The organism is Bradyrhizobium sp. WSM471, assembly GCF_000244915.1.
Classification (GTDB): domain Bacteria; phylum Pseudomonadota; class Alphaproteobacteria; order Rhizobiales; family Xanthobacteraceae; genus Bradyrhizobium.
Genome location: NZ_CM001442.1, coordinates 2898188 through 2923672 on the forward strand (window position 1 = coordinate 2898188; position 25485 = coordinate 2923672).

25 protein-coding genes are annotated in these 25485 nt (G+C 64.3%); 17 read left to right on the plus strand and 8 right to left on the minus strand.

Annotation, left to right across the window (positions count from 1 at the left end):
- Nucleotides 1–39: 39 nt before the first annotated feature.
- Together fixJ and fixL are read right to left on the minus strand one after the other, a co-directional pair.
- Complete coding sequence (gene fixJ, locus BRA471DRAFT_RS12550) at nt 40–657, minus strand: response regulator FixJ (protein ID WP_007607675.1); 618 nt, start codon at nt 655–657, stop codon at nt 40–42.
- A 3-nt stretch (nt 658–660) separates the two neighbouring features.
- The gene (gene fixL / locus BRA471DRAFT_RS12555; protein WP_007607676.1) at nt 661–2178 is read right to left on the minus strand and encodes a sensor protein FixL; all 1518 of its coding nucleotides are present in this window, start codon (nt 2176–2178) and stop codon (nt 661–663) included.
- Between the two features lie 206 nt (nt 2179–2384).
- Between fixL and BRA471DRAFT_RS12560 the strand changes: the two genes are divergently transcribed.
- The 10 genes from BRA471DRAFT_RS12560 to ccoS all read left to right on the plus strand — a co-directional run bounded on the left by BRA471DRAFT_RS12560 (nt 2385) and on the right by ccoS (nt 11936).
- Nucleotides 2385–3218: a universal stress protein gene (locus BRA471DRAFT_RS12560; protein ID WP_007607677.1), complete on the plus strand. Its 834-nt coding sequence runs from the start codon at nt 2385–2387 to the stop codon at nt 3216–3218.
- A gap of 38 nt (nt 3219–3256) precedes the next feature.
- A complete protein-coding gene (locus BRA471DRAFT_RS12565; protein ID WP_007607679.1) occupies nt 3257–3682 on the plus strand; it encodes an HPP family protein in 426 nt (141 codons plus the stop codon).
- Between the two features lie 351 nt (nt 3683–4033).
- Nucleotides 4034–5683: a cytochrome-c oxidase, cbb3-type subunit I gene (ccoN, locus tag BRA471DRAFT_RS12570; RefSeq protein ID WP_007607681.1), complete on the plus strand. Its 1650-nt coding sequence runs from the start codon at nt 4034–4036 to the stop codon at nt 5681–5683.
- Nucleotides 5684–5693: 10 nt separating this feature from the next.
- Nucleotides 5694–6428, plus strand: coding sequence for a cytochrome-c oxidase, cbb3-type subunit II (gene ccoO, locus BRA471DRAFT_RS12575; RefSeq protein WP_007607682.1), 735 nt, complete (start codon nt 5694–5696; stop codon nt 6426–6428).
- A 13-nt stretch (nt 6429–6441) separates the two neighbouring features.
- Entirely contained in the window at nt 6442–6606 is a 165-nt protein-coding gene (locus BRA471DRAFT_RS12580; protein ID WP_007594016.1) for a CcoQ/FixQ family Cbb3-type cytochrome c oxidase assembly chaperone, read from the plus strand.
- A 6-nt stretch (nt 6607–6612) separates the two neighbouring features.
- Entirely contained in the window at nt 6613–7488 is an 876-nt protein-coding gene (gene ccoP, locus BRA471DRAFT_RS12585; RefSeq protein WP_007607683.1) for a cytochrome-c oxidase, cbb3-type subunit III, read from the plus strand.
- A gap of 109 nt (nt 7489–7597) precedes the next feature.
- Nucleotides 7598–9064 (plus strand): cytochrome c oxidase accessory protein CcoG, encoded by a 1467-nt coding sequence (gene ccoG / locus BRA471DRAFT_RS12590; protein ID WP_007607685.1) that lies wholly within the window; start codon nt 7598–7600, stop codon nt 9062–9064.
- Between the two features lie 15 nt (nt 9065–9079).
- On the plus strand, nt 9080–9565 hold the full coding sequence (locus tag BRA471DRAFT_RS12595) for a FixH family protein (RefSeq protein ID WP_007607687.1): 486 nt from the start codon (nt 9080–9082) through the stop codon (nt 9563–9565).
- 11 nt (nt 9566–9576) lie between these two features.
- A complete protein-coding gene (locus tag BRA471DRAFT_RS12600) occupies nt 9577–11769 on the plus strand; it encodes a cation-translocating P-type ATPase (protein ID WP_007607688.1) in 2193 nt (730 codons plus the stop codon).
- Nucleotides 11769–11936: a cbb3-type cytochrome oxidase assembly protein CcoS gene (ccoS, locus tag BRA471DRAFT_RS12605; RefSeq protein WP_007607689.1), complete on the plus strand. Its 168-nt coding sequence runs from the start codon at nt 11769–11771 to the stop codon at nt 11934–11936. Before BRA471DRAFT_RS12600 ends, ccoS begins: the two co-directional genes overlap by 1 nt.
- Here the strand turns inward: ccoS and BRA471DRAFT_RS12610 are convergent.
- From BRA471DRAFT_RS12610 to BRA471DRAFT_RS12625, 4 genes are all read right to left on the minus strand, one after another.
- Nucleotides 11933–13135 carry an MFS transporter gene (locus BRA471DRAFT_RS12610; protein ID WP_007607690.1) on the minus strand — a complete coding sequence of 401 codons (1203 nt, stop codon included), beginning with the start codon at nt 13133–13135 and terminating at the stop codon, nt 11933–11935. The genes ccoS and BRA471DRAFT_RS12610 overlap by 4 nt on opposite strands.
- A 100-nt stretch (nt 13136–13235) precedes the next feature.
- Nucleotides 13236–13718 (minus strand): cupin domain-containing protein, encoded by a 483-nt coding sequence (locus tag BRA471DRAFT_RS12615; RefSeq protein ID WP_007607691.1) that lies wholly within the window; start codon nt 13716–13718, stop codon nt 13236–13238.
- 114 nt (nt 13719–13832) lie between these two features.
- Nucleotides 13833–15194 (minus strand): NAD(P)/FAD-dependent oxidoreductase, encoded by a 1362-nt coding sequence (locus BRA471DRAFT_RS12620; protein ID WP_007607692.1) that lies wholly within the window; start codon nt 15192–15194, stop codon nt 13833–13835.
- Nucleotides 15195–15204: 10 nt separating this feature from the next.
- Complete coding sequence (locus BRA471DRAFT_RS12625; RefSeq protein WP_007607693.1) at nt 15205–15699, minus strand: DUF302 domain-containing protein; 495 nt, start codon at nt 15697–15699, stop codon at nt 15205–15207.
- A gap of 228 nt (nt 15700–15927) precedes the next feature.
- Between BRA471DRAFT_RS12625 and BRA471DRAFT_RS12630 the strand changes: the two genes are divergently transcribed.
- Both BRA471DRAFT_RS12630 and BRA471DRAFT_RS12635 read left to right on the plus strand, forming a co-directional pair.
- Nucleotides 15928–16194, plus strand: a complete 267-nt coding sequence (locus BRA471DRAFT_RS12630; protein WP_007607694.1) for a hypothetical protein — start codon at nt 15928–15930, stop codon at nt 16192–16194.
- An 85-nt stretch (nt 16195–16279) separates the two neighbouring features.
- A complete protein-coding gene (locus tag BRA471DRAFT_RS12635) occupies nt 16280–16996 on the plus strand; it encodes a peroxiredoxin-like family protein (RefSeq protein ID WP_007607695.1) in 717 nt (238 codons plus the stop codon).
- A gap of 54 nt (nt 16997–17050) precedes the next feature.
- Here the strand turns inward: BRA471DRAFT_RS12635 and BRA471DRAFT_RS12640 are convergent, their stop codons facing one another.
- Nucleotides 17051–17938, minus strand: a complete 888-nt coding sequence (locus BRA471DRAFT_RS12640) for a LysR family transcriptional regulator (protein ID WP_007607696.1) — start codon at nt 17936–17938, stop codon at nt 17051–17053.
- A gap of 185 nt (nt 17939–18123) precedes the next feature.
- On the opposite strand from BRA471DRAFT_RS12640, the gene BRA471DRAFT_RS12645 reads away from it, so the two are divergent.
- The 3 genes from BRA471DRAFT_RS12645 (at nt 18124) to BRA471DRAFT_RS12655 (ending at nt 21238) form a co-directional block, all read left to right on the plus strand.
- On the plus strand, nt 18124–18948 hold the full coding sequence (locus BRA471DRAFT_RS12645; protein WP_007607697.1) for a 3-hydroxybutyrate dehydrogenase: 825 nt from the start codon (nt 18124–18126) through the stop codon (nt 18946–18948).
- 69 nt (nt 18949–19017) lie between these two features.
- Nucleotides 19018–20163, plus strand: coding sequence for a patatin-like phospholipase family protein (locus BRA471DRAFT_RS12650; RefSeq protein ID WP_088931000.1), 1146 nt, complete (start codon nt 19018–19020; stop codon nt 20161–20163).
- Between the two features lie 94 nt (nt 20164–20257).
- The gene (locus BRA471DRAFT_RS12655) at nt 20258–21238 is read left to right on the plus strand and encodes an oxygenase MpaB family protein (protein WP_007607699.1); all 981 of its coding nucleotides are present in this window, start codon (nt 20258–20260) and stop codon (nt 21236–21238) included.
- Between the two features lie 138 nt (nt 21239–21376).
- On the opposite strand, the gene glgA is transcribed toward BRA471DRAFT_RS12655, so the two are convergent.
- The gene (gene glgA / locus BRA471DRAFT_RS12660) at nt 21377–22792 is read right to left on the minus strand and encodes a glycogen synthase GlgA (protein WP_007607700.1); all 1416 of its coding nucleotides are present in this window, start codon (nt 22790–22792) and stop codon (nt 21377–21379) included.
- A 195-nt stretch (nt 22793–22987) separates the two neighbouring features.
- On the opposite strand from glgA, the gene BRA471DRAFT_RS12665 reads away from it, so the two are divergent.
- Together BRA471DRAFT_RS12665 and BRA471DRAFT_RS12670 are read left to right on the plus strand one after the other, a co-directional pair.
- On the plus strand, nt 22988–24184 hold the full coding sequence (locus BRA471DRAFT_RS12665) for a CaiB/BaiF CoA-transferase family protein (RefSeq protein WP_007607701.1): 1197 nt from the start codon (nt 22988–22990) through the stop codon (nt 24182–24184).
- A 184-nt stretch (nt 24185–24368) separates the two neighbouring features.
- Nucleotides 24369–25436, plus strand: a complete 1068-nt coding sequence (locus tag BRA471DRAFT_RS12670; RefSeq protein ID WP_007607702.1) for an alcohol dehydrogenase — start codon at nt 24369–24371, stop codon at nt 25434–25436.
- Nucleotides 25437–25485: the final 49 nt, after the last annotated feature.

Below are 25485 nucleotides of genomic sequence, written 5' to 3' on the forward strand. Positions count from 1 at the left end.
CGAGCGGAGGGTTTTGACTTGCCTCAACTCCTGTTGACTTCAATCGTTGAGCATTCCGGCGCGCATCGCTAGCCGGACCAGCTCGGACAGGCTGTTGGCCTGCATCTTGGTCATCACATTGGCCCGGTAGACCTCGATGGTCCGCGGGCTGATGTCGTACTCGCGGGCGATCAGCTTGTTGGAGAGGCCCGCGATCAGCCCCTCCATGACCTGGCGTTCCCTGGGGCTCAGGGAAGCGACGCGAGCGGCGACGTCCTGGGCGATGGCCTCGTTCTTGGCCGCTGGCTCGCCCTCGCGGATCGCGGATTCGATCATGGCGACGAGGCGGTCATCTTCGAACGGCTTTTCCAGGAAATCCATGGCACCGAGCTTCATCGCCTCGACCGCGAGCGGCACGTCGCCATGGCCGGTCATGATCAGGATCGGAAACCGGCTGCGCTGGGCCTTCAGGCGCTTGAGAAGCTCGATCCCATCGATGCCGGGCATCCGCACGTCGGAGACAACGCAACCGAAGGCGAGGCCGGGCAGGGCATCGAGAAAACTCTGCGCGTTGTCGAACAATGTGACGCCGAAGCCAGCTGAATCCAGCAGGAAATTCAGCGAATCCCGCATCGCCTCGTCGTCGTCAATGACGTAGATGATTCCCTTGGTCGTCATGGATCAGTTCTCGTCGGCTGCCGGCAACGTGAAGCGGAATGTCGCCCCACCCGATACGTTGCTCTCGGCCCACATCCGGCCGCCGTGAGCCTCGATGATCGAGCGGCTGATGGACAGTCCCACGCCCATGCCGGTGTCTTTGGTGGTGAAAAAAGTCTGAAACAGGTTTGGCATGACGTCGTCCTGGAAGCCGGAGCCGGAATCGGAGACCTCGATCTCGATCATGTCGTCGGCGACGCGAGAGTTGGTGACGACGAGCTCGCGCCGTGGCGACTGCGCCATTGCTTCCAGCGCATTGCGGAACAGGTTGACCAGCACCTGCTGGATTTGCACCCGGTCGGCGAGCACGAGATCGGCGTTGGGATTGAGGCTGAAACGGAGCTGTACGTTCTGCTCGCGCGCGCCGGCGAGCCCGAGCGCGCCGGCCTCCTCGATCAGCTTGGACAGGCTCTCGACCCTTTTCTCAGATTCGCCGCGGGAGACGAAGTCGCGCAAGCGGCGGATGATCTGGCCGGCGCGCAGCGCCTGCTCGGCGGCGCGGTCCAGCGCGCTCTCGATCTTCGGTGTATTCGGATCCTGGCTTCCGGCGAGCAGCCGCCGCGACCCCTTCATGTAGTTGCTGATCGCTGCCAGCGGCTGGTTGAGCTCGTGAGCGAGCGCGGACGCCATTTCGCCCATCGCGCTCAACCGCGAGACGTGGACGAGCTCGGATTGCAGTTCCTGGAGCCGCGCCTGGGTTTGCTGATGCTCGGTGAGATCGCGGACGAAACCGGTGAAATAGGGCTCGCCGCCGGACTGCATCTCGCCGATCGACAGGTGCATCGGGAAGGTCGTGCCGTCGCGCCGCTTGCCGGTCACGATGCGGCCGATACCAATGATGTGCGGGTCGCCCGTTGTCCGGTAGCGCGCGATGTAGCCGTCGTGACGCGAGTTGTCGGGCTCCGGCATCAGGATGCGCACGTTCTGGCCGATCACCTCCGGCTCGGCCCAGCCGAACAGGCGCTCGGCCGCCGAGCTGAACAGCTGGATGATGCCGTGGCCGTCGATGACGATCATGGCGTCGGGAATCGTCTGCAGGATCGAGCGGAGGTGGTTCTCGCGGGTGCGAAGAGCCTCCTCGACCTGCTTCTCCTCATCAATGTCAAGAAAGATGCCGCTGAGATGCCGGGCGGCGCCGGCCTCGTCCCGAATCAGCCCCGCGCGGGCGCGGATCCACTGTCCTTTGCCCGACGCCCCCGTGACCTTGAACGACACGTCGAAGCTGCCGCCCCATTCGGAGACGCGCCGGATCGCGACCTCGATCCGCTCGCGGTCGTTCGGCTCCAGCCGGGACAGAAATAGCGCGTAACTCACCGATTGGTCAGATTCGATTCCGAACAGGATCCTGGCCGTCTCCGACCACTCCAACTCCAGCGACTTGAGGTCGAGATCCCAGGTCCCAACGCCAAATCCTTCGATTCGGACGCGGAAATGCTCGCCCAGACTGTCATCTCCCGGATGAATTACACGGGTTGGCGCCAAGCGATCACTCCCATGCTCATGCGGGGGGCCGCATACTGTTACCGCTGAGGCAATGTCGCCCAAGGACGGGTTGGAGGCAAGTTCCGATATCTTAGACCATCGGCAGATTCCCCGTGGCGTGGTGCTCCGTGGGCTTGATCTATCTCATCCTGCCAGCCGGCGGCGGGCCTACGATCGGATCAAAGCTCATTGCCCCGGAGACTCCGATGACATACGCGACCGTAATGGTCAGCCTGGCGCTCGATCAGTCCAACGACGCGCGTCTTCAGGTCGCGGGCGAGCTTGCCGAACGATTTGAGGCGTCGATCATCGGCGTTGCTGCGGCGCAGTTCGCCCCGCCGCTCTATTTCAGCGACGGCACCGTAGCGCAGGGACTGATCGATGAGGGAGAGGCCTCCGTCAGGCGACGCCTGGGCGAACTCGAGGCGCAATTCCGCGCCGCAATCAGGAATCGCGGCGGACATGTGGAATGGCGCAGCGCCATGGATTTCCCGGCGCGCTTTACGTTCACCCAGGCGCGTTGCGCCGACATCATCGTCACCGGCGGGCAGAGCCCGGCCTTCTCCGACGCCTTCGCGCTCGCGAGCCCCAAGGATCTGGTGATGCAAGCCGGCCGGCCAATCCTGGTCGTGCCCGACGGCGTCAACTGGCTCGACCTGCGCAGCATCCTGGTGGCGTGGAAGGATACGCCGGAAGCGCGGCGGGCGCTCGCCGATGCGCTGCCGATACTGCGCAAGGCCAGGGATGTCACCGTCCTCGCAATTCCCGAAGGCGACGACGACCGCCCTGCCGTGGTCGCCGGCGCGACCGACGTGACGGCGTGGCTTGCCCGCCACGGCGTGACCGCGACGGCGCGCGTTTCCGAAGCGGCCCGGAACGAAACCGTCGCCGGGCAACTGGAGAAAGTTGCGGGCGATGTCGGCGCCAGCCTGGTCGTCGCCGGCGCCTACGGTCATTCGCGCTTCCGCGAACTGATCCTCGGCGGCGTCACCCAGTATCTGGTCACTCAATCTGCCCGCTGCGTGCTGCTGTCGCACTGACGCGGGAGCGATGCAAGACGAATCAAAGAGGACGCGCCGTGTACAGATTTCTTGAGCAGACCGTCGACGGCTACATGACGCACGACGTCAGGACGGTGAGGCGCGACCTCGACCTGCTCGCGCTCAGCGAGATGTTCGAACGCGACGATTTCAATTCCTATCCCGTCGAGGACGACGGACAGGTCGTCGGCATCGTCACCAAATTCGACATCCTGAAGTGCTTCGCCTTCACGCCGAGCCAGATGCTGCCGCGCTATCACGACCTGATGAGCCGTAAGATCGGCGACGTCATGACGCCCGACTTTATCTATGTCAGCCCCGACACGCGGCTGACGCGCGTGCTCCAGATCATGGTCGAGCACCGCATCAGGAGCATCATCGTGCTCAATGGCGCGCAGAAGCTGGTCGGAATCGTCGCTCGCGAGGACGTCATTACGGCGCTCAAGGCGACGGCACGGGAGTGACAAGGCGGCTGCGTGATTTTACGGAAGATTCTTTTTCTTCCCTTCTCCCCCTGTGGGAGAAGGTGGCATAGGCGGCCTTCGGCCGCCGTTCTTAAGAAGGCCGAGGCGAAGCTTCGGCTATGGCGCCGGATGAGGGGTTTTCTCCCCCGAAACACTCTTCGTGTGGGACCAACCCCTCACCCAAGTGAGTGTGCGGGACGGTCCTCGCTGCCCTCTCCCGCAAGGGGAGAGGGCACTGCAACTGGCGCCGCATCGCCCACATTAACAGAAATCCATCTCCCTTGATTTCAATCAATTCCCTGCGAGGGTGAATGTGGTTTCTGGCCCTGTGTTCTTTCAGAGAGAATCCGCATGAGCCAGCCCTCCATCTCCAAGTCCATGACGTCAGGTGAAAGCGGCCTGGCTGTCGTGTTCGCGGTCACCGCCTTCCTCTGCGTGATTGCCTCGGCCAAGGCGCTCGATGCGCCCTTCGCATTCCATGCCGCGCTGAGCGCGGCGGCGAGCCTGGCCGCCGTCTTCTGCATCATCAACCGCTACCTCGACCGGCCGGCGGCGCTGCCGCCAGCGGAGATCAACGGCCGGCCCAATTACAACATGGGCCCCATCAAGTTCTCCTCCGTCATGGCGATGTTCTGGGGCATTGCCGGCTTTCTCGTCGGCCTCATCATCGCCTCGCAACTGGCGTGGCCGGCGCTGAACTTCGATCTGCCCTGGACCAGCTTCGGCCGCCTGCGTCCGCTGCACACGTCCGCGGTGATCTTCGCTTTCGGCGGCAACGTCCTGATCGCGACATCCTTCTACGTCGTCCAGAAGAGCTGCCGCGTTCGCCTTGCAGGCGATCTGGCGCCCTGGTTCGTCGTCGTAGGCTACAACTTCTTCATCCTGATCGCCGGCACCGGCTATCTGCTCGGCGTCACTCAGTCGAAGGAATATGCCGAGCCGGAATGGTACGCCGATCTGTGGCTCACCATCGTCTGGGTCACCTATCTGCTGGTCTTCCTTGCCACGATCATCAAGCGCAAGGAGCCGCACATCTTCGTCGCGAACTGGTTCTATCTCGCTTTCATCGTGACGATTGCGGTCTTGCATCTCGGCAACAACCCGGCGCTGCCGGTCTCGGTGTTCGGCTCTAAATCCTATATCGCCTGGGGCGGCATCCAGGACGCCATGTTCCAGTGGTGGTACGGCCACAACGCGGTTGGCTTCTTCCTGACCGCCGGCTTCCTCGCCATCATGTACTACTTCATCCCCAAGCGCGCCGAGCGGCCGATCTACTCCTACCGCCTCTCGATCATCCACTTCTGGGCGCTGATCTTCCTCTACATCTGGGCCGGCCCGCACCATCTGCACTACACGGCACTGCCGGACTGGACCCAGACGCTCGGCATGACCTTCTCCATCATGCTGTGGATGCCGTCCTGGGGCGGCATGATCAACGGCCTGATGACGCTGTCGGGCGCCTGGGACAAGCTGCGCACTGATCCCGTGCTGCGCATGCTCGTGGTCTCCGTCGCCTTCTACGGCATGTCGACCTTCGAAGGCCCGATGATGTCGATCAAGGTGGTCAATTCGCTCAGCCACTACACCGACTGGACCATCGGCCACGTGCACTCCGGCGCGCTCGGCTGGGTGGGCTTCGTCTCCTTCGGCGCGCTCTACTGCCTCGTGCCCTGGATCTGGAATCGGAAGGGCCTCTACAGCCTCAAGCTCGTCAACTGGCACTTCTGGATCGCGACGCTCGGCATCGTCCTCTACATCTCGGCGATGTGGGTGTCCGGCATCCTCCAGGGCCTGATGTGGCGCGCCTACACCTCGCTCGGCTTCCTCGAATATTCCTTCATCGAGACCGTCGAGGCGATGCATCCCTTCTACATCATCCGCGCTGCCGGCGGCGGGCTGTTCCTGATCGGCGCGTTGATCATGGCCTATAATCTCTGGATGACGGTTCGCGTCGGCGAACAGGAAGTCCAGATGCCCGTCGCTCTCCAGCCGGCGGAATGAGGAGTTTTCCATGTCGTTCTGGACACGCCACCAAATCTTCGAAAAGAACTCGATCATCCTGGTCGTCGGCATCCTGCTGGTGATCGCGATCGGCGGTCTCGTCGAGATCACCCCGCTGTTCTACCTCAAGAGCACGATCGAGGCGGTCGACGGGATCAGGCCGTATACGCCGCTGGAGCTCGCCGGGCGCAACGTCTACGTCCGCGAGGGCTGCTATCTCTGCCATTCGCAGATGATCCGCCCCTTGCGCGACGAGGTCGAGCGCTACGGTCATTTCTCGCTGGCCGCCGAAAGCATGTACGACCATCCGTTCCAGTGGGGCTCGAAGCGCACCGGTCCCGATCTTGCCCGCGTCGGCGCCAAATATTCCGACGACTGGCACGTCACCCATCTGACCAACCCGCGCGCAATCGTGCCGCAGTCGGTGATGCCGGGCTATCCATTCCTCAGCAAGACCGAGGTCGATCCGGACACGATCGCCGACCACATGCGCACGCTGCGGACCGTCGGCACGCCCTACACCGACGACCAGATCGCCAATGCGGGCGCCGACATGAAGGCCCAGGCCGATCCTGACAATGCCGGCTCCGACGCTTTCACCAAGCGCTACGCCAAGGCCGTGGTGCGCAACTTCGACGGCAAGGCCGGCACGCCGACCGAGATGGACGCGCTGATCGCCTATCTCCAGATGCTCGGCACGCTGGTCGACTTCAAGATCTACAACGAGAAAGCCAATCTTCGCTGAGAAGGCACCAACGATGAAAGCCATCCTGACCCTCGACAATCTCGCGTCCGGTCTCGTGACCACGATCTGGACGCCGGTGTTCGTCGCGATCTTTGTCGCGATCATCGCCTACGCATTCTGGCCCCGTAACAAGGCAGCTTTCGACGAAGCGGCACACCTGCCGTTGCGGGAGGAGTAAGAGATCATGACCGATCATCATAGCGACATCGATCCCGTCTCCGGGAGGTCCACGACCGGACATGAGTGGGACGGCATCAAGGAGCTCAACACGCCGCTGCCGCGCTGGTGGGTAATCACCTTCTACCTCACCATCGTCTGGGCGATCGGCTACTGGATCGTGTATCCGGCCTGGCCGCTGATCTCGGGCAATACGCACGGCGTGATGGGGTACTCCTCGCGTGCCGACGTTGCGGTCGAGCTCGCCAACCTCGAGACGATCCGCGGAGCCAAGATGGTTGCCCTGGGCTCGGCCTCGCTCGCCGACATCGAGAAGGATCCGGCGCTGCTGGCGCTCGCGCGCGCCAAGGGCAAGACCGTGTTCGGTGACAATTGCGCGCCATGTCACGGCTCAGGCGGCGCCGGTGCCAAGGGCTATCCCAACCTGAACGACGACGACTGGCTGTGGGGCGGCACGCTCGACCAGATCATGCAGACCATCCAGTTCGGCGCACGCTCCGGCCATGCCAAGGCGCACGAAGGCCAGATGCTCGCATTCGGCAAGGACGGCGTGCTGAAACCGGACGAGATCGTCACGGCCGCCAATTATGTCCGGGCATTGTCGGGCCTTCCGACCCGCAAGGGCTATGACGCGGCCAAGGGCGAGAAGATCTTCGCGGAGAATTGCGTCGCCTGCCATGGCGACGGCGGCAAGGGCAACCCGGAGATGGGCGCGCCCAACCTGACCGACAAGATCTGGCTCTATGGTTCGGACGAGGCGACGCTGATCGAGACCATCAGCCAGGGCCGCGCGGGCGTGATGCCGGCCTGGGAAGGCCGGCTCGATCCCGCCACCATCAAGGCGATGGCAGTTTACGTCCACTCGCTGGGCGGCGGAAAATAGCCAACCGGCAGCAAGCGGGGGCGAACAAAAACGCCCCCGCTTGCGCTGGATCAACTGACGCGGCGGTGTCGGGTCTAGGTTTTATCGCACCTTTCGAAAGCTGCAGGCGATGAACAGGCCCGTGAACCCAAAAGACCTCCCATTAGACGATGACAACGGGCCGCTCTATGTGGCCCAGAAGAAAGTCTATCCTCAGAGCATCTCCGGCACCTTCCGCCGGATCAAATGGGGCCTGATGGCGTTCTGCCTCGGCGTCTACTACTTCCTGCCGTTCGTGCGCTGGAACCGCGGCCTCGGTGCTCCGAGCCAGGCGGTGCTGATCGATCTTCCCAACAGCCGCTTCTATTTCTTCTTCATCGAGCTGTGGCCGCAGGAGGTCTACTACTTCACCGGCCTGCTGATCGTCGCCGCGGTGGCGCTATTCCTGATGAACTCGGTCGGCGGCCGCATCTGGTGCGGCTATCTCTGTCCGCAGACGGTGTGGACGGACTTGTTCTATGCGGTCGAGCGTCTGATCGAGGGCGACCGACGCGAGCGGATGAAGAAGGACAAATCGTCCGACCCGATGAAGCTGGAGCGCATCTCCGAGATCGTGCTCAAGCATTCGATCTGGCTCTTGATCGGATGGTGGACCGGCGGCGCCTGGGTGCTCTATTTCAACGACGCACCGACGCTGGTTAGGGAACTCGTCACCTTCCAGGCGCCGATGATCGCCTATATCTGGATCGGCATCCTGACTGCTACGACCTACGTGCTCGCCGGTTTCATGCGCGAGCAGGTTTGCACCTATATGTGCCCGTGGCCGCGGATCCAGGCCGCGCTCACCGACGAATGGGCGCTGAACGTGACCTATCGTTACGATCGCGGCGAGAAGCGTACGTCGGTGAAGAAGGCGATCGAGCTGCGCGCGCTCGGCGAGCAAGTCGGCGACTGCGTCGACTGCTATCAATGCGTCGCCGTGTGTCCGACCGGCATCGACATTCGCAATGGGCCGCAGCTCGAATGCATCCAGTGCGGGCTCTGCATCGACGCCTGCGACAACGTGATGACGAAGATCGGCCGGCCGAAGCGGCTCATCGGCTATGACAACGACGTCAACATCCAGCGCCGCCAGCAAGGCAAGGCGCCGGTCTATCGCATCGTCCGGGCCCGCACCGTCGCCTACAGCGCGATCATCGCGGCGGTCGGCGGCATCATGATCTATACGTTGGCGACCCGCAGCCTGCTCGACGTCAACGTGCTGCACGACCGCAATCCGGTCGCGGTCAGGCTCAGCGACGGCTCGATCCGCAACGCCTACACGGTGCGGCTGCTCAACAAGAGCGGCTACGACCGCGTCATCGCGATCGACGCGAACGGTCCGGTCAATGCGACGATCCATGTCATCGGGATCGATTCCGTGACGCCGGACCGGCCGATCATCGTGGTTCCGCGCGACTCCACCAGCGAGCTGCGACTGCTCGTGACCGCGCCGGCGGAGGGCAACCCGGAAAAGTCGATCCCGGTTCGCTTTCACGTCACCGATATCGGCCTTGGCGAAGTCGCCAGCGCCACCGACAATTTCGTCGCGCCGTAGGATCAGGAGCCCGCCATGGCAACCAAGCCGCTGACCGGAACCAAGGTGTTTCTGATGCTGGTCGCCTTCTTCGGCGTCGTGATCGGCGTCAACGTGACCATGATGAAGCTTGCGATCGCGACGCTGCCAGGGACGGACGTCGACAGCCCCTATGCCGCGGGCTTGACCTATGACCGCGAGATCTCGGCGGCCCAGGACCAGACCGCGCGCAAATGGAAGGTCAACGCCCATGTCGAGCGCCGCGCCGATGGCGGCGCCGTGCTTCAGGTCGAGGCGCGCGACGCCAGCGGCCAGCCGATCGCCGGACTGAAATTCGGCGGCCGCCTGGAGCGGCCGACCGACAAGCGCGCCGATCTCGCCATCGAGCTCTCGGAGGCCGGCATCGGCCTCTATCGCGGCAATGCCGCATCGGTCGCGCCGGGCCAGTGGGACCTCGTGATCGAGGGCGAGGCGCGGGGAACGCGCGTGTTCATGTCGCGCAACCGCGTGATCCTGAACTGAAGGATTTTGCCATGCACGTCTCGCGGGACTTCTCGCATTACGTCCGGACTGCGGGCGAGGGCGTCCAGCACATCGATCTCGCGGTCGAGGGCGTTCACTGCGCCGGCTGCATGGCCAAGATCGAGCGCGGGCTGTCCGCGATTCCCGACGTCACGCTGGCGCGTGTGAACCTCACCGACCGGCGCGTTGCGCTGGAATGGAAGGCGGGCACGCTCGATCCGGCCCGCTTCATCGACCGCCTCGAGGAGCTCGGCTACAAGGCCTATCCTTACGAGACCGAGAGCGCGGAGGCGACCGAGGTCGCCGAATCCCGCTTCCTGTTGCGCTGCCTCGGCGTCGCCGCGTTCGCCACCATGAACGTGATGATGCTGTCGATCCCGGTGTGGTCCGGCAACGTCTCGGACATGCTGCGGGAGCAGCGCGATTTCTTCCACTGGCTGTCGGCGCTGATCGCACTGCCGGCGGCGGCCTATGCCGGCCAACCGTTCTTCCGCTCGGCCTGGCGCGCGCTGTCGGCCAAGACCACCAACATGGACGTGCCGATCTCGATCGGCGTGACGCTGGCGCTCGGCATGTCCGTGGTCGAGACCATCAACCACGCCGAGCACGCCTATTTCGACGCGGCGATCATGCTGCTCACTTTCCTCCTGGTCGGCCGCGTCCTCGACCAGAACATGCGGCGGCGGACCCGCGCGGTCGCGGGCAATCTCGCCGCGCTCAAGGCGGAGACCGCGGCCAAGTTCGTCGGGCCTGACGAGATATCCCAAGTGCCGGTGGCCGCGATCTATCCCGGCGACATCGTCCTGCTGCGACCCGGCGAGCGCTGCGCGGTCGACGGCACCGTGATCGAGGGCCGTTCCGAGATCGACCAGAGCCTGATCACCGGCGAGACGCTCTACGTCACGGCAGGCCAAGGCACGCCGGTCTATGCGGGATCGATGAACATCTCGGGCAGCTTGCGGGTGCGGGTCTCGGCGGCCTCCGAGGCGACGCTGCTCGCCGAGATCACCCGGCTGCTCGACAATGCGCTGCAGGCGCGCTCGCGCTACATGCGGCTCGCCGACCGCGCCTCGCGACTCTACGCGCCCGTGGTGCATGCCACCGCGCTCGTCACCATCCTCGGCTGGGTCATTGCGGGCGCCGGCTGGCATGATGCGATCGTGACCGGCGTCGCGGTGCTGATCATCACCTGTCCCTGCGCGCTCGGACTCGCCATTCCGACGGTGCAGACAGTGGCCTCGGGCGCGATGTTCAAGGCGGGTGTCCTGCTGAATTCCGGCGATGCCATCGAGCGTCTCGCGGAAGCCGATCACGTCATCTTCGACAAGACCGGGACGCTGACGCTGCCCGATCTCGAAGTGATGAATGCGGCCGATATCCCCGCTGATATCTTCGAGCTTGCCGGACGGCTCGCGCTGTCGAGCCATCATCCGGTCGCCGCCGCGGTCGCGCAGGCCTGCGACGCCAGATCGCCTATCGTCGGCGCGGTCGAGGAGGCCGGCCAGGGCGTGCGCGCTGTCGTCGACGGCATCGAGATTCGCCTCGGCCGTCCGTCCTTCTGCGGCGCCGAGACGCTGGTCTCGGACGTGACAAATCTGGATCCCGAAGCCTCCGTCGTGGCTTTCAGCAAGGGTGGCGAAAAATTCATCCTCTCTGTGCGCCAGGGCCTCCGTCCCGATGCGCAGGCTGTGATCGCGGGGCTCAAGGCGCGCAATATCGGCATCGAGATTCTCTCCGGCGACCGTGAACCGGCTGTGATCGCGGCGGCCCACGCGTTGGGCGTCTCCGAATGGCGGGCCGGGGTGACGCCGGCCGACAAGATCGCGCGGATCGAGGTCCTGAAGCAGCGGGGCATGAAGGTCCTGATGGTCGGCGACGGCATGAACGATGCGCCGTCGCTGGCGGCGGCCCACGTCTCAATGTCGCCGATCTCGGCCGCGCATTTGAGCCAGGCGACCGCCGATCTCGTCTTCCTCGGCCGGCCGCTGGCCCCGGTCGTCGCCGCTATCGATGCGTCACGCAAGGCGCTGCACTTGATGCGGCAGAATCTCTGGCTTGCGATCGGCTACAATGTCCTCGCGGTGCCGGTCGCGATCAGCGGCGTCGTGACGCCCCTGATCGCGGCTGCCGCCATGAGCGGATCATCGATCCTGGTCATGCTGAATTCGTTGCGTGCGCGCAACGCCTCGCGGGAGATCGTGTGATGGAAATTTTGGTCATCCTGGTACCGCTGGCGCTGATGCTCGGTCTCGCCGGTCTCGTCGCCTTCCTCTGGTCGCTCCGGAGCGGCCAGTACGACGATCTCGACGGCGCCGCCTGGCGCGCCATCGCCGACGACGAGCCGCCGCAGGAAGCGCCGGCCAAGCGCTAGCGCTTCAGGCCAAGGGTGAGCAGAGCGGCCGCAGCGAGGGCCGCGCCGACACCCGCGACGCACGCTTGCCAGCCGAAGCCGTCGAACAGTCGGCCGAGCACGGCCGTCCCGACCAGGCCGCCGCAGAAGTAGCAGGCAAGATAGGTCCCGCTGGCGATGCCGCGGCTGTCGGTCGCCGCCTGTCCTACGAATCCTGTCGCAGCCGCTTGCGCGAAGAAGGTGCCGACGCCGACCAGAACCATGCCGGTGATGACTTCGCCCAGATGCGGCGCCAGCATCAGCGGCAGCCCGATCCCGGCGATGGCGAGCGAGCCCCAGATCGTCGGACGCGTTCCGAGGCGCGATGCCACTCTGCCCGCCAGCAAGGTCGTGACGACCGACGGCAGGAAGACAAAATAGACAAGGCCCAGGTCCATCATGCCAAGCGACAGCGGCGGCTGGACCAGCACAAAATTCACGAAGGTGAAGGTGCCGATGAAGGCGAACAGGATGCAGAATCCGATGCCGAAGGCCGCGCGCAACTGCGGATTGCGCCAGTGCGCGATCGCGGCGGAGAGGGGCGATCCCGCAGTCATCATCGCATGCATCGGCTGCACGCGCCCGATGGTGAAATAGACCAGCACCGCGCCGGCCAGATTGAGGGCTGCGAAGAAATAAAAATTCCAGGCGAGGCCCAAGCCGTCGGCGACCGCCGCCGAGATCAGCCGGCCGACCAGGTTGCTGGCGACATTGCCGGTGATGTAGGCGGCAAAGGCGCCGCCGGCATCCATCGTGCTGCATTGCTCGCCGAGATAGGCGAGGGTGAGCGCGAAGGCGGATGCCATGCACAGGCCCTGCGCGACCCGCAAAGCGGTGAAGACCGCGAGATTTGGTGCGGTCGCCAGCAGGCTGGTGGGGACTGCCAGCAGCGCGAGGCTGAGCAGGATGCCGGTCCGCCGGTTGATGCGCGGGCTGAAGAAGCCGACGACGAGGCTGGCTACCGCCATGCCGAAGGTGCTGGCATTGACGGCAAAGCCCATCGCCGCCGGTGTGACGCCGTAATGGCGCGTCAGCGAAGGCAGGATCGCCTGCGTCGCGAACAGGTCGACGACAGTCAGGAAGGCGGTCAAGCCGATGACGAGGGAGCAAAGCGCGAGACCTGGCGAATACGCGTCTGTCGTCATCGCGGTCGGCTTGATCGGCGCGGAAAGATCGGTCACGGCAGGCCTCCCTTGTGATGAATGTGGCGCCCGCGTGCAGGGCAGCATGGGGATCGCGGGCGCCACATTCCGTCACGCGTGCGCTGGGGTCGCGCACCCGTTACATGTTGTGGTCGTGCGGGTCCTTGCGGACGTCGCCGACATAGAGAATGACCGTTTCCTTGCCGAGGTTCTTCCACCAGTGCGAGGTGCCGGACACCTCCGGGCGGATGTCGCCGGCCTTGTGCACGATCGGATCGACGCAGTTGGAGGCATATTCGACGATCTCGCCCTGCTGCACGAAGATCAGGGCAGGGCGGTCGTCATGGCTGTGCCAGGGCACGATGCCACCGGGCTCGATGGTCAGCTTGCGGAAGCGCAGCTCGCGACCTTCGATATGCGCCGGCTGCTTGCCGAGGTCGATCGCGCCGAGCGTCGTATCGGTGACGCCGACCGGCTTGTAGTCGACCATCTGGTGCGCGTTCGGCTTGATCTTGTCGGCCGGGCATTCGCCTGCGAAGATGGGCTGTGCCGAGAGCGTCAAAGCGCCGGCGACCGCAAGTCCCAGCCAGCTTGCGCGGGAAAGTTCGATAGTGTTGAACATCGGGAAGTCTCCTCTGTTGGCCGCGACCTCGAATGCCGTCGGCTATGATCTCAGTTTCCTCGAGATCATGTGTTCGTTGAAATGCCGTGTCTCTCTCGAAACCATAGCGAGCCGCTATGCGCGTCCGAGCATGTGCTTGATGTCGGCGGAGAAGGTCGGATAGGCATAGACGTTGTCGCGGATCTGGCTCGCCGTGATGCCAAACTTGATCGCAAGCCCGAAGATATTGATGAGCTCCTGGCTGGTGTGGCCGACAAGGTGCGCGCCGATCACACGGTCGGTGGCGCGATCGACGATCACTTTCGACCAGGCGACGGTCTCGGCATAGGACCGCGCCGAGAACCAGTCGCGCATGTCGTTGACGTGGACCTCGATGGCGGATTCGTTCTGCCGTGCCGCCGCTTCGGTCAGACCGACGGCAGCGAGCGTCGGTACGGTGTAGACCGCCGTGGCCATGCCCGCGTAGTCGGGCGCATGTCGTGGTCCGTCGACGATGTTGCGGCCTACGATGTCGCCTTCGTAGGTGGCAACCGGCGAAAGTTGTGGCGAGATCGGTACGGCATCGCCGCAGACATGAACCCGAGGATTTGAGGTCGAACGCAAGTGGCAGTCGACCGAGATTCGTCCGTTTGCGTGTTCGACCTGACCGGCCGCAAGGTCGAGGGAATCGGTATTGGCCACCCGGCCGGCACCGTTGACTACACGATCCGCCTCGACCGCCCGCTCGACCCCGTCTTGGGCAAAGACCACCCTGAACCCGTTGCCGGTCCGCTCGATCGTCTGCACGCTGACGCCGGTCCGGATCTTGATGCCGATGCGTTCGCTCTCCATCGCCAGTTGGGCAACCGCATCGGTGTCCATTGCCGGCAGGAGCTGCGCCAGTCCCTCGAGAATCGTCACTGCTGCGCCGGCGCGCGCGTAGATGTGGGCGAATTCCAGGGAGATTACGCCGCCGCCGATAAAGATAACCGAAGCCGGCAAGTCGCGATCACTCAATATCGCGTCCGAGGTGACCATGTACTCGGCGCCGGGGATCGGTAGCGGCCGCGGCTTCGAGCCCGTCGCGACAACGACGTGTTTGGCCTCGAGCACGCGATCGCCGACGCGGATGGTGTTGGGTGCAACGAAGGCACCATACCCCTTGATCACTTCGACCTGGCGACGCGCCATCGTGCGGGCGAGGTTGGCGGGGATATCCTTGATCATGTTCTTCTCGCGCTCGATCAGCGCCGCCCAGTCGAGCCTGGGCTTGCCGACCGCGATATGATGAGCGGCAGCACGCTCGATGTCGTGCAGCACCTGACCGGCGGCGACGAGGACCTTCTTCGGCGTGCAACCGCGATTCGGACAGGTGCCACCGAGATCGAGCGGCTCGATCATCGCGACCGAGAGGCCGGCACGCCGGACGGGGCCGGTCACGCCGATGCCTGCGTTTCCGCCGCCGAGGATGACGACATCGAATGTTTGGCGCACCATGGGACCCTCGTTATTTGACGGTGATGGTGGCCGTGATGGACTTGACGACCATGGTCGCCATCTTGAACTGCGCCTCGCGATTTCGGATGTTGTGCCGCCTTGCGATCCAGTCGAAATCGGTCCACACGGCCCAGACGTCGCCATTGTCGTCCTGGGTCAACAGCAGGCGGACCGGCCAGTCGAGTCCGGCGTTGGGGTTGGCGGTGATGAACTGGGTGCCGAGCGGCGGATTGCCGAAGACGAGCAGGGTGGAGGGGCGAAGCTTGATTCCGGCGTCGGAAGCAAGCTTGGACTGATCGACTTCGAAGAAGAATTTGATGCCCTTTGCCGCAATATCGGCCTTGATGCGACTGATCGCCTCCGACAAGGGGATCGCGCTTTTGACGCGGACAATGCCGTCATCGCTATCGGCTCGCGCAACCGATGTTGCGGCCGATAGCAGCAGGAACAGCAGCAGAAGCGAGGTGGCGAAAGTGGCAACACGCGATGCGATGTGACGGCTCATGGCGGTCCTCCTGTGAGTGGCAGCTTGGATCGCAGCCAGGATGGACGCGGCGCTCGGCGGAGTGAAATGCGAAACGCCTCTGAACGCGATAGCCGACCGCTATGGTGGCGCGATAGGCAGCGGCTATCGAACCGATTGTGGATCGGCATTTCCGCCTTGGCGGCTTCCGCCGTTCGATGGCAGGGCGTCCGATTGGCGGGCGTTTACGTCAATCCGGAGAAACATCTCATGACGAAACTGTCCAAGACTCTCATTGCCACCGCCGCGTTCGCGGTTATCGCCACATCTGCCTTCTCGGAAGCCGCCTGGGATTTCAAGGCCGGCATGGCCTACATCTATGGTGGGCCCGGCAAGATGTCGGCGATGGCCATGGCCTCGACCGAGAAGAACCATGAGTCCATGATGAAGAACGCCAAGAAGGTGCCTGAGCATACCGTCTTCTTCATGGACGATGGGTCGCTGGTCGGCTCGATCCGACCGGCAATTTCTACGTGAACTAGGTCGATCCCCGCGTAGCGGCCGCCCCTTGCGGACGGCCGGACCAGGAAACTAGTATTGGAACCGAAAGCCGGAGCGCAAAATGACTGCCCTTTCGACAACCGATGCCGAACGGCTCAAGGTCGCCTTCCAACGCTGTCGGGACATGGAGGGCCCGCTGAACGAGCAACTCCGCGCCTATGCAGATGCGGGGCGTGAAATCTTTCCGGCGTATGGCGAAGCCGTCGACCGCCTCGTCACAAGGCTAGGCCAGAACGGCGGCGGCGATAACGCGCCGCGACCAGGCGAGGCAATGCCGCCTTTCATGCTGCCTGACGAGACCGGACGGCTGGTCTCGCTGCCGTCGCTACTGACGAACGGCCCGGTCGCGGTAATGTTCTTCCGCGGCCATTGGTGTCCCTATTGCCGGCTCAATGTCCGCGCCGTGATCCAGGCGCAGGATCGCATCGCGGCAATGGGCGCGCAGATCGTGGCGATCATGCCGGAAACGCAGGAGTTCACCGGCGTATTCAAAGCTGATTCGAGTGCGCCGTTCCCGGTGCTTACCGATCTCGATAACGGCTATGCGTTGTCTCTCAACCTGGCGATCTGGCTCGGGACGGAGATCCAGCAGCTGCTGTCCTACCAGGACATGGCGAGATTTCACGGCAACGATGGGTGGATGTTGCCGATCCCCGCCGTATTCGTGGTCGGCCGCAATGGTCTCGTGAAAGCCCGCTTCGTCGATCCTGATTTCCGCAAGCGCATGGAGATTGACGATCTGCTCGAGGCGCTCGAAAGCGCGAGCCGTGAACACTGAGCTTCGTGCGAGGTGAGCTCTGTTCCTTCCCGTAGGGGACAGCAGCCCGCAACACTATCCCGCAATCGGTCGCCAGTCCGCGCCGCGCAGCATGCGCATCACGGCGTTGGCGACCGCCGTGCGCTGGCGGCCCGCGACGCCATAGAGATTGACGGTGCGCCGCGCGTCCAGCCCTGAGACGGCGGTGCGCTTCAGGCTGTCCGGGACCGGTGAGGTGTGCGGCAGCATGGCGACGCCGATATCGGCCTCGATCAGTTCGATCAGGTCGCGTTCGCTGGAAATTTCGTGGCCGCGATCGAAGTCGATGCCGTGTTCGCGAAGGCTCGCCCCGATACGCTTGGCGTGCTCACAATAGTTGCGGACGAGCATTTGCTCGGCGCGGAGATCATCCAATTCGATGCTGCTGCACTCGGCGAGCCGATTCTCTTTGCTGACGACGAGCTCGAAAGGTTCGGTGAACAGCGGCCAGACGTCGAGACGATCCCAGGCTTCGTCGATCTCGGCGGCGATGCCGAGTTCGGCTTCGCCCTTTTTCAGGAATTCACCGACCTCGCGGCTCGAGCCGCGCAGGAAACGGAGCTCGAGCCGGTTGAACTGTCGTTTGATTTCGTTGAGGTGCGGGATGAGCAGCGCCAGATCGATCGAATGCGTCAGGGCGACCCTCAGGGCGCCGATTTCGCCGCTTCGAAACGAGGAGGCGAGCGAACGCGCACCGGCGGCGGCATCATAGCATTGCTTCAGCAGCGGATGCATGCGCTGGCCGAGCTCGGTCAATTGCGCCGCGGGGCGTTCGCGGCGAAACAGATCGCCGCCGAGCTCGGCCTCGAGCTGCTTGATCGCACGCGTCAGCGAAGGCTGCGTCACGTTGCAGTCCTCGGCGGCACGCGTGAAGTTCAAGAGTTGCGCCACCGCGAGGAAATAGCGGACCTGGTGCATTTCCATGGATCGGCTCCTGGCAAAACCGACCGGAACCTAACCGATTAGCCAGGCGAATGACATCCCGACCGTGATAGCGCGCGGGCATGGTTTCGGAAGCCAACGGGCATTTCCTTAGGAATGGGTCATCCCCCAGAGTTGGCGAAAGCCAGGGTCCGCGCGGCGCGGGCCTCATTGGAGGGATTTGCACCATGAATATTCCAGTCAAACCACAGACCTCGGTATCCTCACGCGCGCTCGCCGGCAAGATTGCGCTGGTGACCGGTTCGACCAGCGGTATCGGGCTCGGCATCGCCCGAGCGCTTGCCGCAGCCGGCGCCGACATCGTGCTGAACGGCCTCGGCGCCGCTGACGAGATCGGCAGGACGCGCGAGCAGATCGCCGCCGATTTCGGCGTCAACGCCAGCTTCTCGCCGGCGGACATGACGAGGCCAAAATCCATCGCGGAGATGATTGCGGCCACCATAGCCCAATGCGGCCGGCTCGACATTCTCGTCAACAATGCCGGCATCCAGCATGTGGCGCCCCTCGATCAATTCCCGGTCGAGAAGTGGGACCAGATCCTGGCGATCAACCTGTCGTCGGCCTTCCACACCACCCGAGTTGCGCTGCCGGCCATGCGCAAGAATGGGTTTGGCCGGATCATCAACATTTTCTCGAGCCATGGCCTGGTCGGATCACCGTTCAAGGCCGCCTATGTCGCCGCTAAACACGGCATCCTCGGGCTCACCAAGGTGACGGCACTCGAGACGGCTGAAGAAGGCATCACCTGCAACGCGATCTGCCCCGGTTACGTCTACACGCCGCTGGTCGAGGCGCAGATCGACGGGCAGGCGAAAGCACACGGCATCTCGCGCGACCAGGTGATCCACGATGTGCTGCTGGCGCAGCAGCCGAACAAGCGCTTCTCGACGGTCGAAGAGCTCGGCGCGCTCGCCGTGTTTCTGTCGACCGATGCGGCGGCCACGATCACCGGGATTGCGTTGCCCGTCGACGGAGGCTGGACCGCGCATTGAAGGCGAATGCGTAACAAACGATCGCGAGGAACGAACATGGCAAGGATACGGGCTCTCAGGGAGCAGGATATGAACGGTGTGAAGCGCGATACCAGCGCGTCGAAGGATCTGCCCGGCCAGGTGGTGCTGGTGCTTCAGGGCGGCGGTGCGCTCGGGTCCTATCAGGCCGGGGTGTACCAGGCACTGCACGAGGCCGGCATCGAGCCGGACTGGATCATCGGCACCTCGATCGGCGCCATCAATGCCTGCCTCATTGCGGGCAACGCGCCTGATCAGCGGCTGCAGCGCCTGAAGGAGTTCTGGAAACGAATGGAGCAAAATCCGGTCTGGAATCTGCGCACCGCGTTTCCCGGCTTCAACGAAAAGCTCGCCTATTGGTCGACCGTGACCCACGGCATTCCCGGTTTCTTTCGCCCCAATCCATTGGCGCATGCGGGCGATTCCTATCCGCTCGGAGCCGATCACGCGGGCTTCTATTCGACGGCGCCGCTGGAGCGGACGCTGCTCGAGCTCGTCGATTTCGGCCGGATCAATCGCTGCGCGCCACGATTGACGGTCGGTGCCGCTCACGTCCGCAGTAGCCAGATGCGCTATTTCGACAGCCGCGACGGCGAGCTGACGGTGAAGCATGTCATGGCGTCAGGCGCGCTGCCGCCGGCGTTTCCGGCCGTGCGCATCGACGGCGAGCTCTATTGGGACGGCGGCATCCTGTCCAACACGCCGACGGAAGCGGTCTTCGACGACAATCCGCGCAAAGACTCGCTGATCTTCGCCGTACACCTATGGAACCCCGTCGGCGCCGAGCCGACCACCATGGCGGAGGTGCTGAACCGGCACAAGGATGTGCAATATTCCAGCCGGATCGCGAGCCAGATCGCGCGCCAGCAGCAAGCCCATCGCCTGCGCCACGTCATCAACCAGCTCGCCGCGCGACTGCCCGAGGGCGAGCGCAGCGATCCGGCCGTGAGGGAGTTGACCAGCTACGGCTGCCCGACCAGGATGCATGTCGTGCGCCTGCTTGCGCCGCAGCTCGACCGCGAGAGCCACACCAAGGATATCGACTTCAGTCCGTCCGGCATCATGCGGCGCTGGGATGCCGGCTATTCGCACACCAAGTCCGTGCTGGAGCGAAGGCCGTGGGTTGGCGAGTTCGATCCGCTCGCGGGCGTGGTGCTGCACGAACATATGGACGTCATGCCGATTGCGGCGGAGTAAGGGCTTCGTCCGTCATTGCTTCTCGCAGTGACGATTTCACGGGAAGGCAGTCCGGGTTATTGTCGCCCGCTGTCTTCGTCGCGAGGCCTTGCAATTGGTCGCTGAGAGAGATCTGGAATCTGCCCTCGATCATGTCCGCGCCGATGCGGCGGGACCGGTCGCCGGCGTGTTCGGTCCTGACACGGTGACCTGGCAGATCGATCGCGAGGCCGTGATCTTTCTCGGCGCCGGTCGCGCGCTGTTGCTGCAGCTGGCGCATCCCTGGGTCGCCGCCGCCATCGCCGAGCATTCGAAAACCTTTGCTGATCCGATCGGACGATTTCACCGTACCTTCGACATCGTCTTTGCCATGGTGTTCGGCTCGCTTGACCGCGCGCTGTTATCGTCGCGGCAATTGCACCGGCGCCACAGCATGATCGTCGGCGAGATGCCGGAGACCGTCGGTCCGTTCGCGGCAGGCTCGCGCTACTGTGCCAACGATATCCCGTCGCTGCGCTGGGTTCATGCAACGCTGGTCGAGACCGCGCTGATGGCGCATGATCTGGTTTTGCCGCCGCTCTCGGCGGAGGAGCGCGAACGCTACTGGACCGAGAGCCGGCTGTTCGGTGCCCTGTTCGGATTGACGGCGCACGATCTGCCGGCGGACTGGTCGGGCTTCGCGGCCTACACCGCGGCAATGACGCAGTCGGACACGCTGACTGTCAGTCCGGCGGCGCGCGAGATTGCCGCGCAGATCTTTGGTGGCGCGCGCCCGTGGTTGCGTCCGCCGCGCTGGTATCGCGCGCTCACGGGAAGCCTGCTGCCGGAACGCCTGCGTGTGGGATTCGGGTTCGAGCTTGATGAGCGCGACACCAGATCCGCCGAGAACGCGCTGCAATGGATACGGAGGGTCTATCCAAGATTGCCAGACCGGCTGCGCTACGTCGGTCCCTACCAGGAAGCGCAAGCGCGGCTGCGCGGCGAACCGCAGCCCGACTGGATGACACGGTGCCTCAACAGGATCTGGATCGGCCGCCCGCAGATGGATCGGCGCGGCAAGGAACGAAGTGCTCCGCCCCTAACCCCGTCATCCTGAGGTGCGAGGCTTGCGATGCGACTGCATCGCAAGGGGAGCCTCGAAGGATGCACGGCCCCGTTGCTGCAGCCGGGCCGTCGCCCTTCGAGGGCCGCTGAAGAAGCGGCCACCTCAGGGTGACGGGAGATGGAGTGGCGCTCACACCGCCGCCAGCTTCCGGTACAGCGCGTTGTAGCTGCCGGCCGGGATGCTCCAGGAGAACGACCGTCCCATCGCGCTGCGACGCATGGTGTCGAGTTGGTCCTGCGCCATGAAGGCGGAGAACGCCCGGCGGACGCCGCCGAGGAAGGATTCGTGCGAAGGCTTTGAGAACAGGAAGCCGGTTTCGCCGTCGGTGATGGTCTCGGCGAGGCCGCCGGTCTGGTGGCCGATCGGCAGCGAGCCGAAGCGCTGGGCGTACATCTGGCTGAGCCCGCAGGGCTCGAAGCGTGACGGCATCAATGTGAAGTCGCTACCGGCGAAGATGCGGCGCGCCTGGGCCTCGTTGAAGCCGATCACGACCCCGATCGCGTCAGGCCGCCGGCGATGCGCGTCGATCAGCGCCTGCTCGAGCGCCGGCTCGCCGGAGCCGGTGACCACGATCTGCCCGCCGGCATCGACGATCTCGTCGGCCGCCGCCAGCACGAGGTCGATGCCCTTCTGGTGCACCAGCCGGGCGACGATGCCGAACATCGGGCCGCGCGACACCGCAAGCCCAAACTGCTTGCGCACATAGTCCGCATTGGCCTTCTTGCCGATCCAGTCGCCGGCGCCGAACTGCTGGGCAAGCTGGGCGCAGGAACGCGGGTCCCAGCTCTCGTCGATGCCGTTGAGGATGCCGGTGAGCTCGGCCGCGTCGGAGCGGACTCGAAGCAGGCCTTCGAGACCGCAGCCGAATTCATCCGTGGTGATCTCCCGCGCGTAGGTGCCGCTGACGGTGGTGAGATGCGAGGCGTAGACCAGCCCGGCCTTGAGGAAGGAGAGCTGGTCGTAGAACTCGACGCCGTCGATGTGGAAGGAGCTCTCCGGTGCGCCGATCCGCCGCAGCGAGTCCTTCGGGAAGAGGCCCTGATAGGCGAGGTTGTGAATGGTCAGGATCGACGGCAGCTTGGAGCCGCGCCAGGCGAGGTAGGCCGGCACGAGCGAAGCCTGCCAGTCATTGGCATGGATCAGGTCTGCTGCCCAATCCTTGTCCAGCGTGCCCATGGCCAGCTCAGCGGCGGCCGAGGCAAAGCGCGCGAAACGGATGTCGTTGTCGGGCCAGTCGCGCCCGGACTCGTCGCCATAGGGGTTGCCAGGCCGGTCGTAGAGTTGCGAGCACAACAGCACATAGACCGGCAGGCCGTCCTTGGTCGCGGCGCGGCCGAGCGAGCAGGCCGGCATCTCCGCGAACGCCGGACAGCGGCCAACGACCTGAATATGCGTGAGTTGTTCGATGATGTCGCGATAGCCGGGCAACATGACCCGGATGTCGGCGAAAGGACGAAGGGCTCGGGGGAGTGCAGCGGAAACGGCTCCAAGTCCGCCGACGCGGACAAAGTCGTCCATTTCTGTCGTAACGAACAAGACCCTCAAGAACTGCTGCCCTCTGCCGGAGCCCGATTGCTGCTATGCAAGAACGGGTCCAGTTGCCCTGGAATTCCCAAGCCCGCCCGCGAGACGTGTCTGTTCGGTAAAGACTTTCCTACTCAGCCGCCGCCCTCTAGGGTCGGCGCACTAACAACAGAGAACTTCGATAAGTTCCTAAGTGACTCGAGGACGCAAGCAGGCATGCAGCTATCAGATAAGCATGAGAGGACCACGACAAAGGCCTTCGCCGGCCTCAGGGTCCTGGATTTTTCGACCACCATCGCCGGTCCCCATTGTGCGCGGATGCTCGCCGACATGGGCGCCGAGGTCATCAAGATCGAGACCGACGGCGGCGAGACGATGCGGACCCGGCCGCCGCTGCGCAAGGGCTGCAGCACCGTTTTCGGCCAGCTCAACGTCGGCAAGAAGAGCGTCGTGCTCGACCTCAAGTCTGAGGACGGCAAGGAGGCGGTTCGCCGGCTGGCCGCGACTGCCGACATCCTGGTCGAGAATTTTCGCCCCGGCGTGATGCATCGGCTGCGGCTCGACTATGACAGACTGCGCGCCGTCAACCCGAAGCTGATCTACTGCTCGATCTCGGGCTACGGCCAGAGCGGCCCGTCGGCCGAGCTGCCGGCCTATGCGCCGGTGATCCATGCAGCCTCCGGCTACGACATGGCGCATCTCGCCTACCAGCCCGGTCGCAGCCGCCCGGATTATTGCGGCATCTACCATGCCGACGTCGTCACCGGCACCTACGGGTTTGGCGCGATCGCGTCGGCGCTCTACCAGCGGACCCTGACCGGGCTCGGCCAGCACATCGACGTTTCCATGCTGGAATCGATGCTGACGCTGACATTGATCGAGTTGCAGAACTCGCAGTTCACCGTGAAGCCGCCGCCGCGCCCGATGTTCGGCCCGACCGAGACGGCAAGCGGTTATGTCATGATCACGGTTGCAAGCGAAAAGACGTTCAAGGGACTGATGGGCGTGATCGGCCGCCCCGAATGGATCTCCGATCCGCGCTTCTCCACCTATGCCGCGCGTCGCGATAATTGGGCCGACTTGATGGACGGTGTCGAGGCCTGGTCGCGGCAGCTCTCGACCGATGTCTGTCTTGTCGCGCTAGGTGCGGCGGGCGTGCCGGCGTCGGCCTACCGCACTGTGTCCGAGGCACTGGCCGATCCGCAGCTTACGCATCGTGAGGCGCTCTCGTCTGTGGAGGACGAAGGCGGCACGTTCCAGGTCCTCAATCTGCCGTTCCGGATGTCCGGTGCCGACACGGCGCCGGCCAGGACGATGGCCGTGCTTGGCGAGCACACCGACCGGCTGCGCGCGGAGATCGGGCTCACCGACAATGCGCCAATTCCGTCAGGCAAAACAGCCGTGCAAGGCTGAGGGCAAGTCTCACGGCAAATCTGAGGGGAAGGCTGATGGATACCACGCTGCGGCATGCAATGCGGCCGTGCGCGTGGCCGGCTTGCCATCGTCCGTCAGCCTAAATTAGACAGGTCCGCGTTTGTCTCGTCCTGCCGCCCATGGCATGGTGGCGACGACAAGAAAAGTATCCGGGAGGACGCCAATGAAAAGTTTCAAGGTCGCCGATTTCAAGGCGCCGCTGCAGGAGTTCGACGAGGCGACGCCGCAGCCGTCCGGCACGCAGGTGCTTATCAAGGTCAAGGCCGCCGGCGTCTGCCACAGCGACCTCCACATCTGGGAAGGCGGCTACGATCTCGGCCACGGCCGCAAGCCGCTCTCGCTGAAGGACCGCGGCATCAACCTGCCGCTGACCATGGGGCACGAGACCGTCGGCGAGGTCCTGGCGTTCGGCCCGGACGTGAAGTCGTCGGACCAGGGCGACGTGAAGATCGGCGATGTCGGCCTGGTCTATCCCTGGATCGGCTGCGGCAAATGCGCAACGTGCCTCGCCGGTGACGAGAACATGTGCCTGACACCGCGTTCGCTCGGCGTCTATTGCGACGGCGGCTATTCCGACCACATGCTGGTGCCGCATCCGCGCTATTTGCTCAATCTTAGAGGCCTCGATCCCGCGTCGGCTGCACCCTACGCCTGCTCGGGCGTCACGACCTACAGCGCGCTGAAGAAGCTCGAGCAGCACTTCGACACGCCGATCGTGATGTTCGGTGCCGGCGGACTTGGCCTGATGGCACTGTCGCTTCTGAAGGCGATGGGCGGCAAGGGCGCGATCATGGTCGACATCGACGCGAAGAAGCGCGAAGCCGCAGAGAAAGCCGGCGCGCTCGCGACCGTCGATCCCAAGGCGCCCGACGCGCTGGAGCAGCTTGCCAAGAAAGCCGGTGGTCCCATCCGCGCCGTGCTCGATCTGGTCGGCAACGCCGCCACCACGCAACTCGGCTTCGACTGCCTGACCAAGGGCGGCAAGCTCGTGATCGTCGGCCTGTTCGGCGGCGGTGCGACCTGGGCACTGCCGCTGATCCCGATCAAGGCGGTGACGATCCAGGGCAGCTATGTCGGCAATTTGCGCGAGACGCAGGAGCTGCTCGACCTCGTGCGAGCGAAGAACATAGCGCCGATCCCCGTGACGCGGCAGCCGCTCGCGAGAGCCAACGACGCGCTGGTGCAGTTGCAGCAGGGCGCGGTGGTTGGCCGCACGGTGCTGACGCCGTAACATCCGCTCTATCCGCCGTCATTGCGAGCGTAGTGAAGCAATCCAGAAA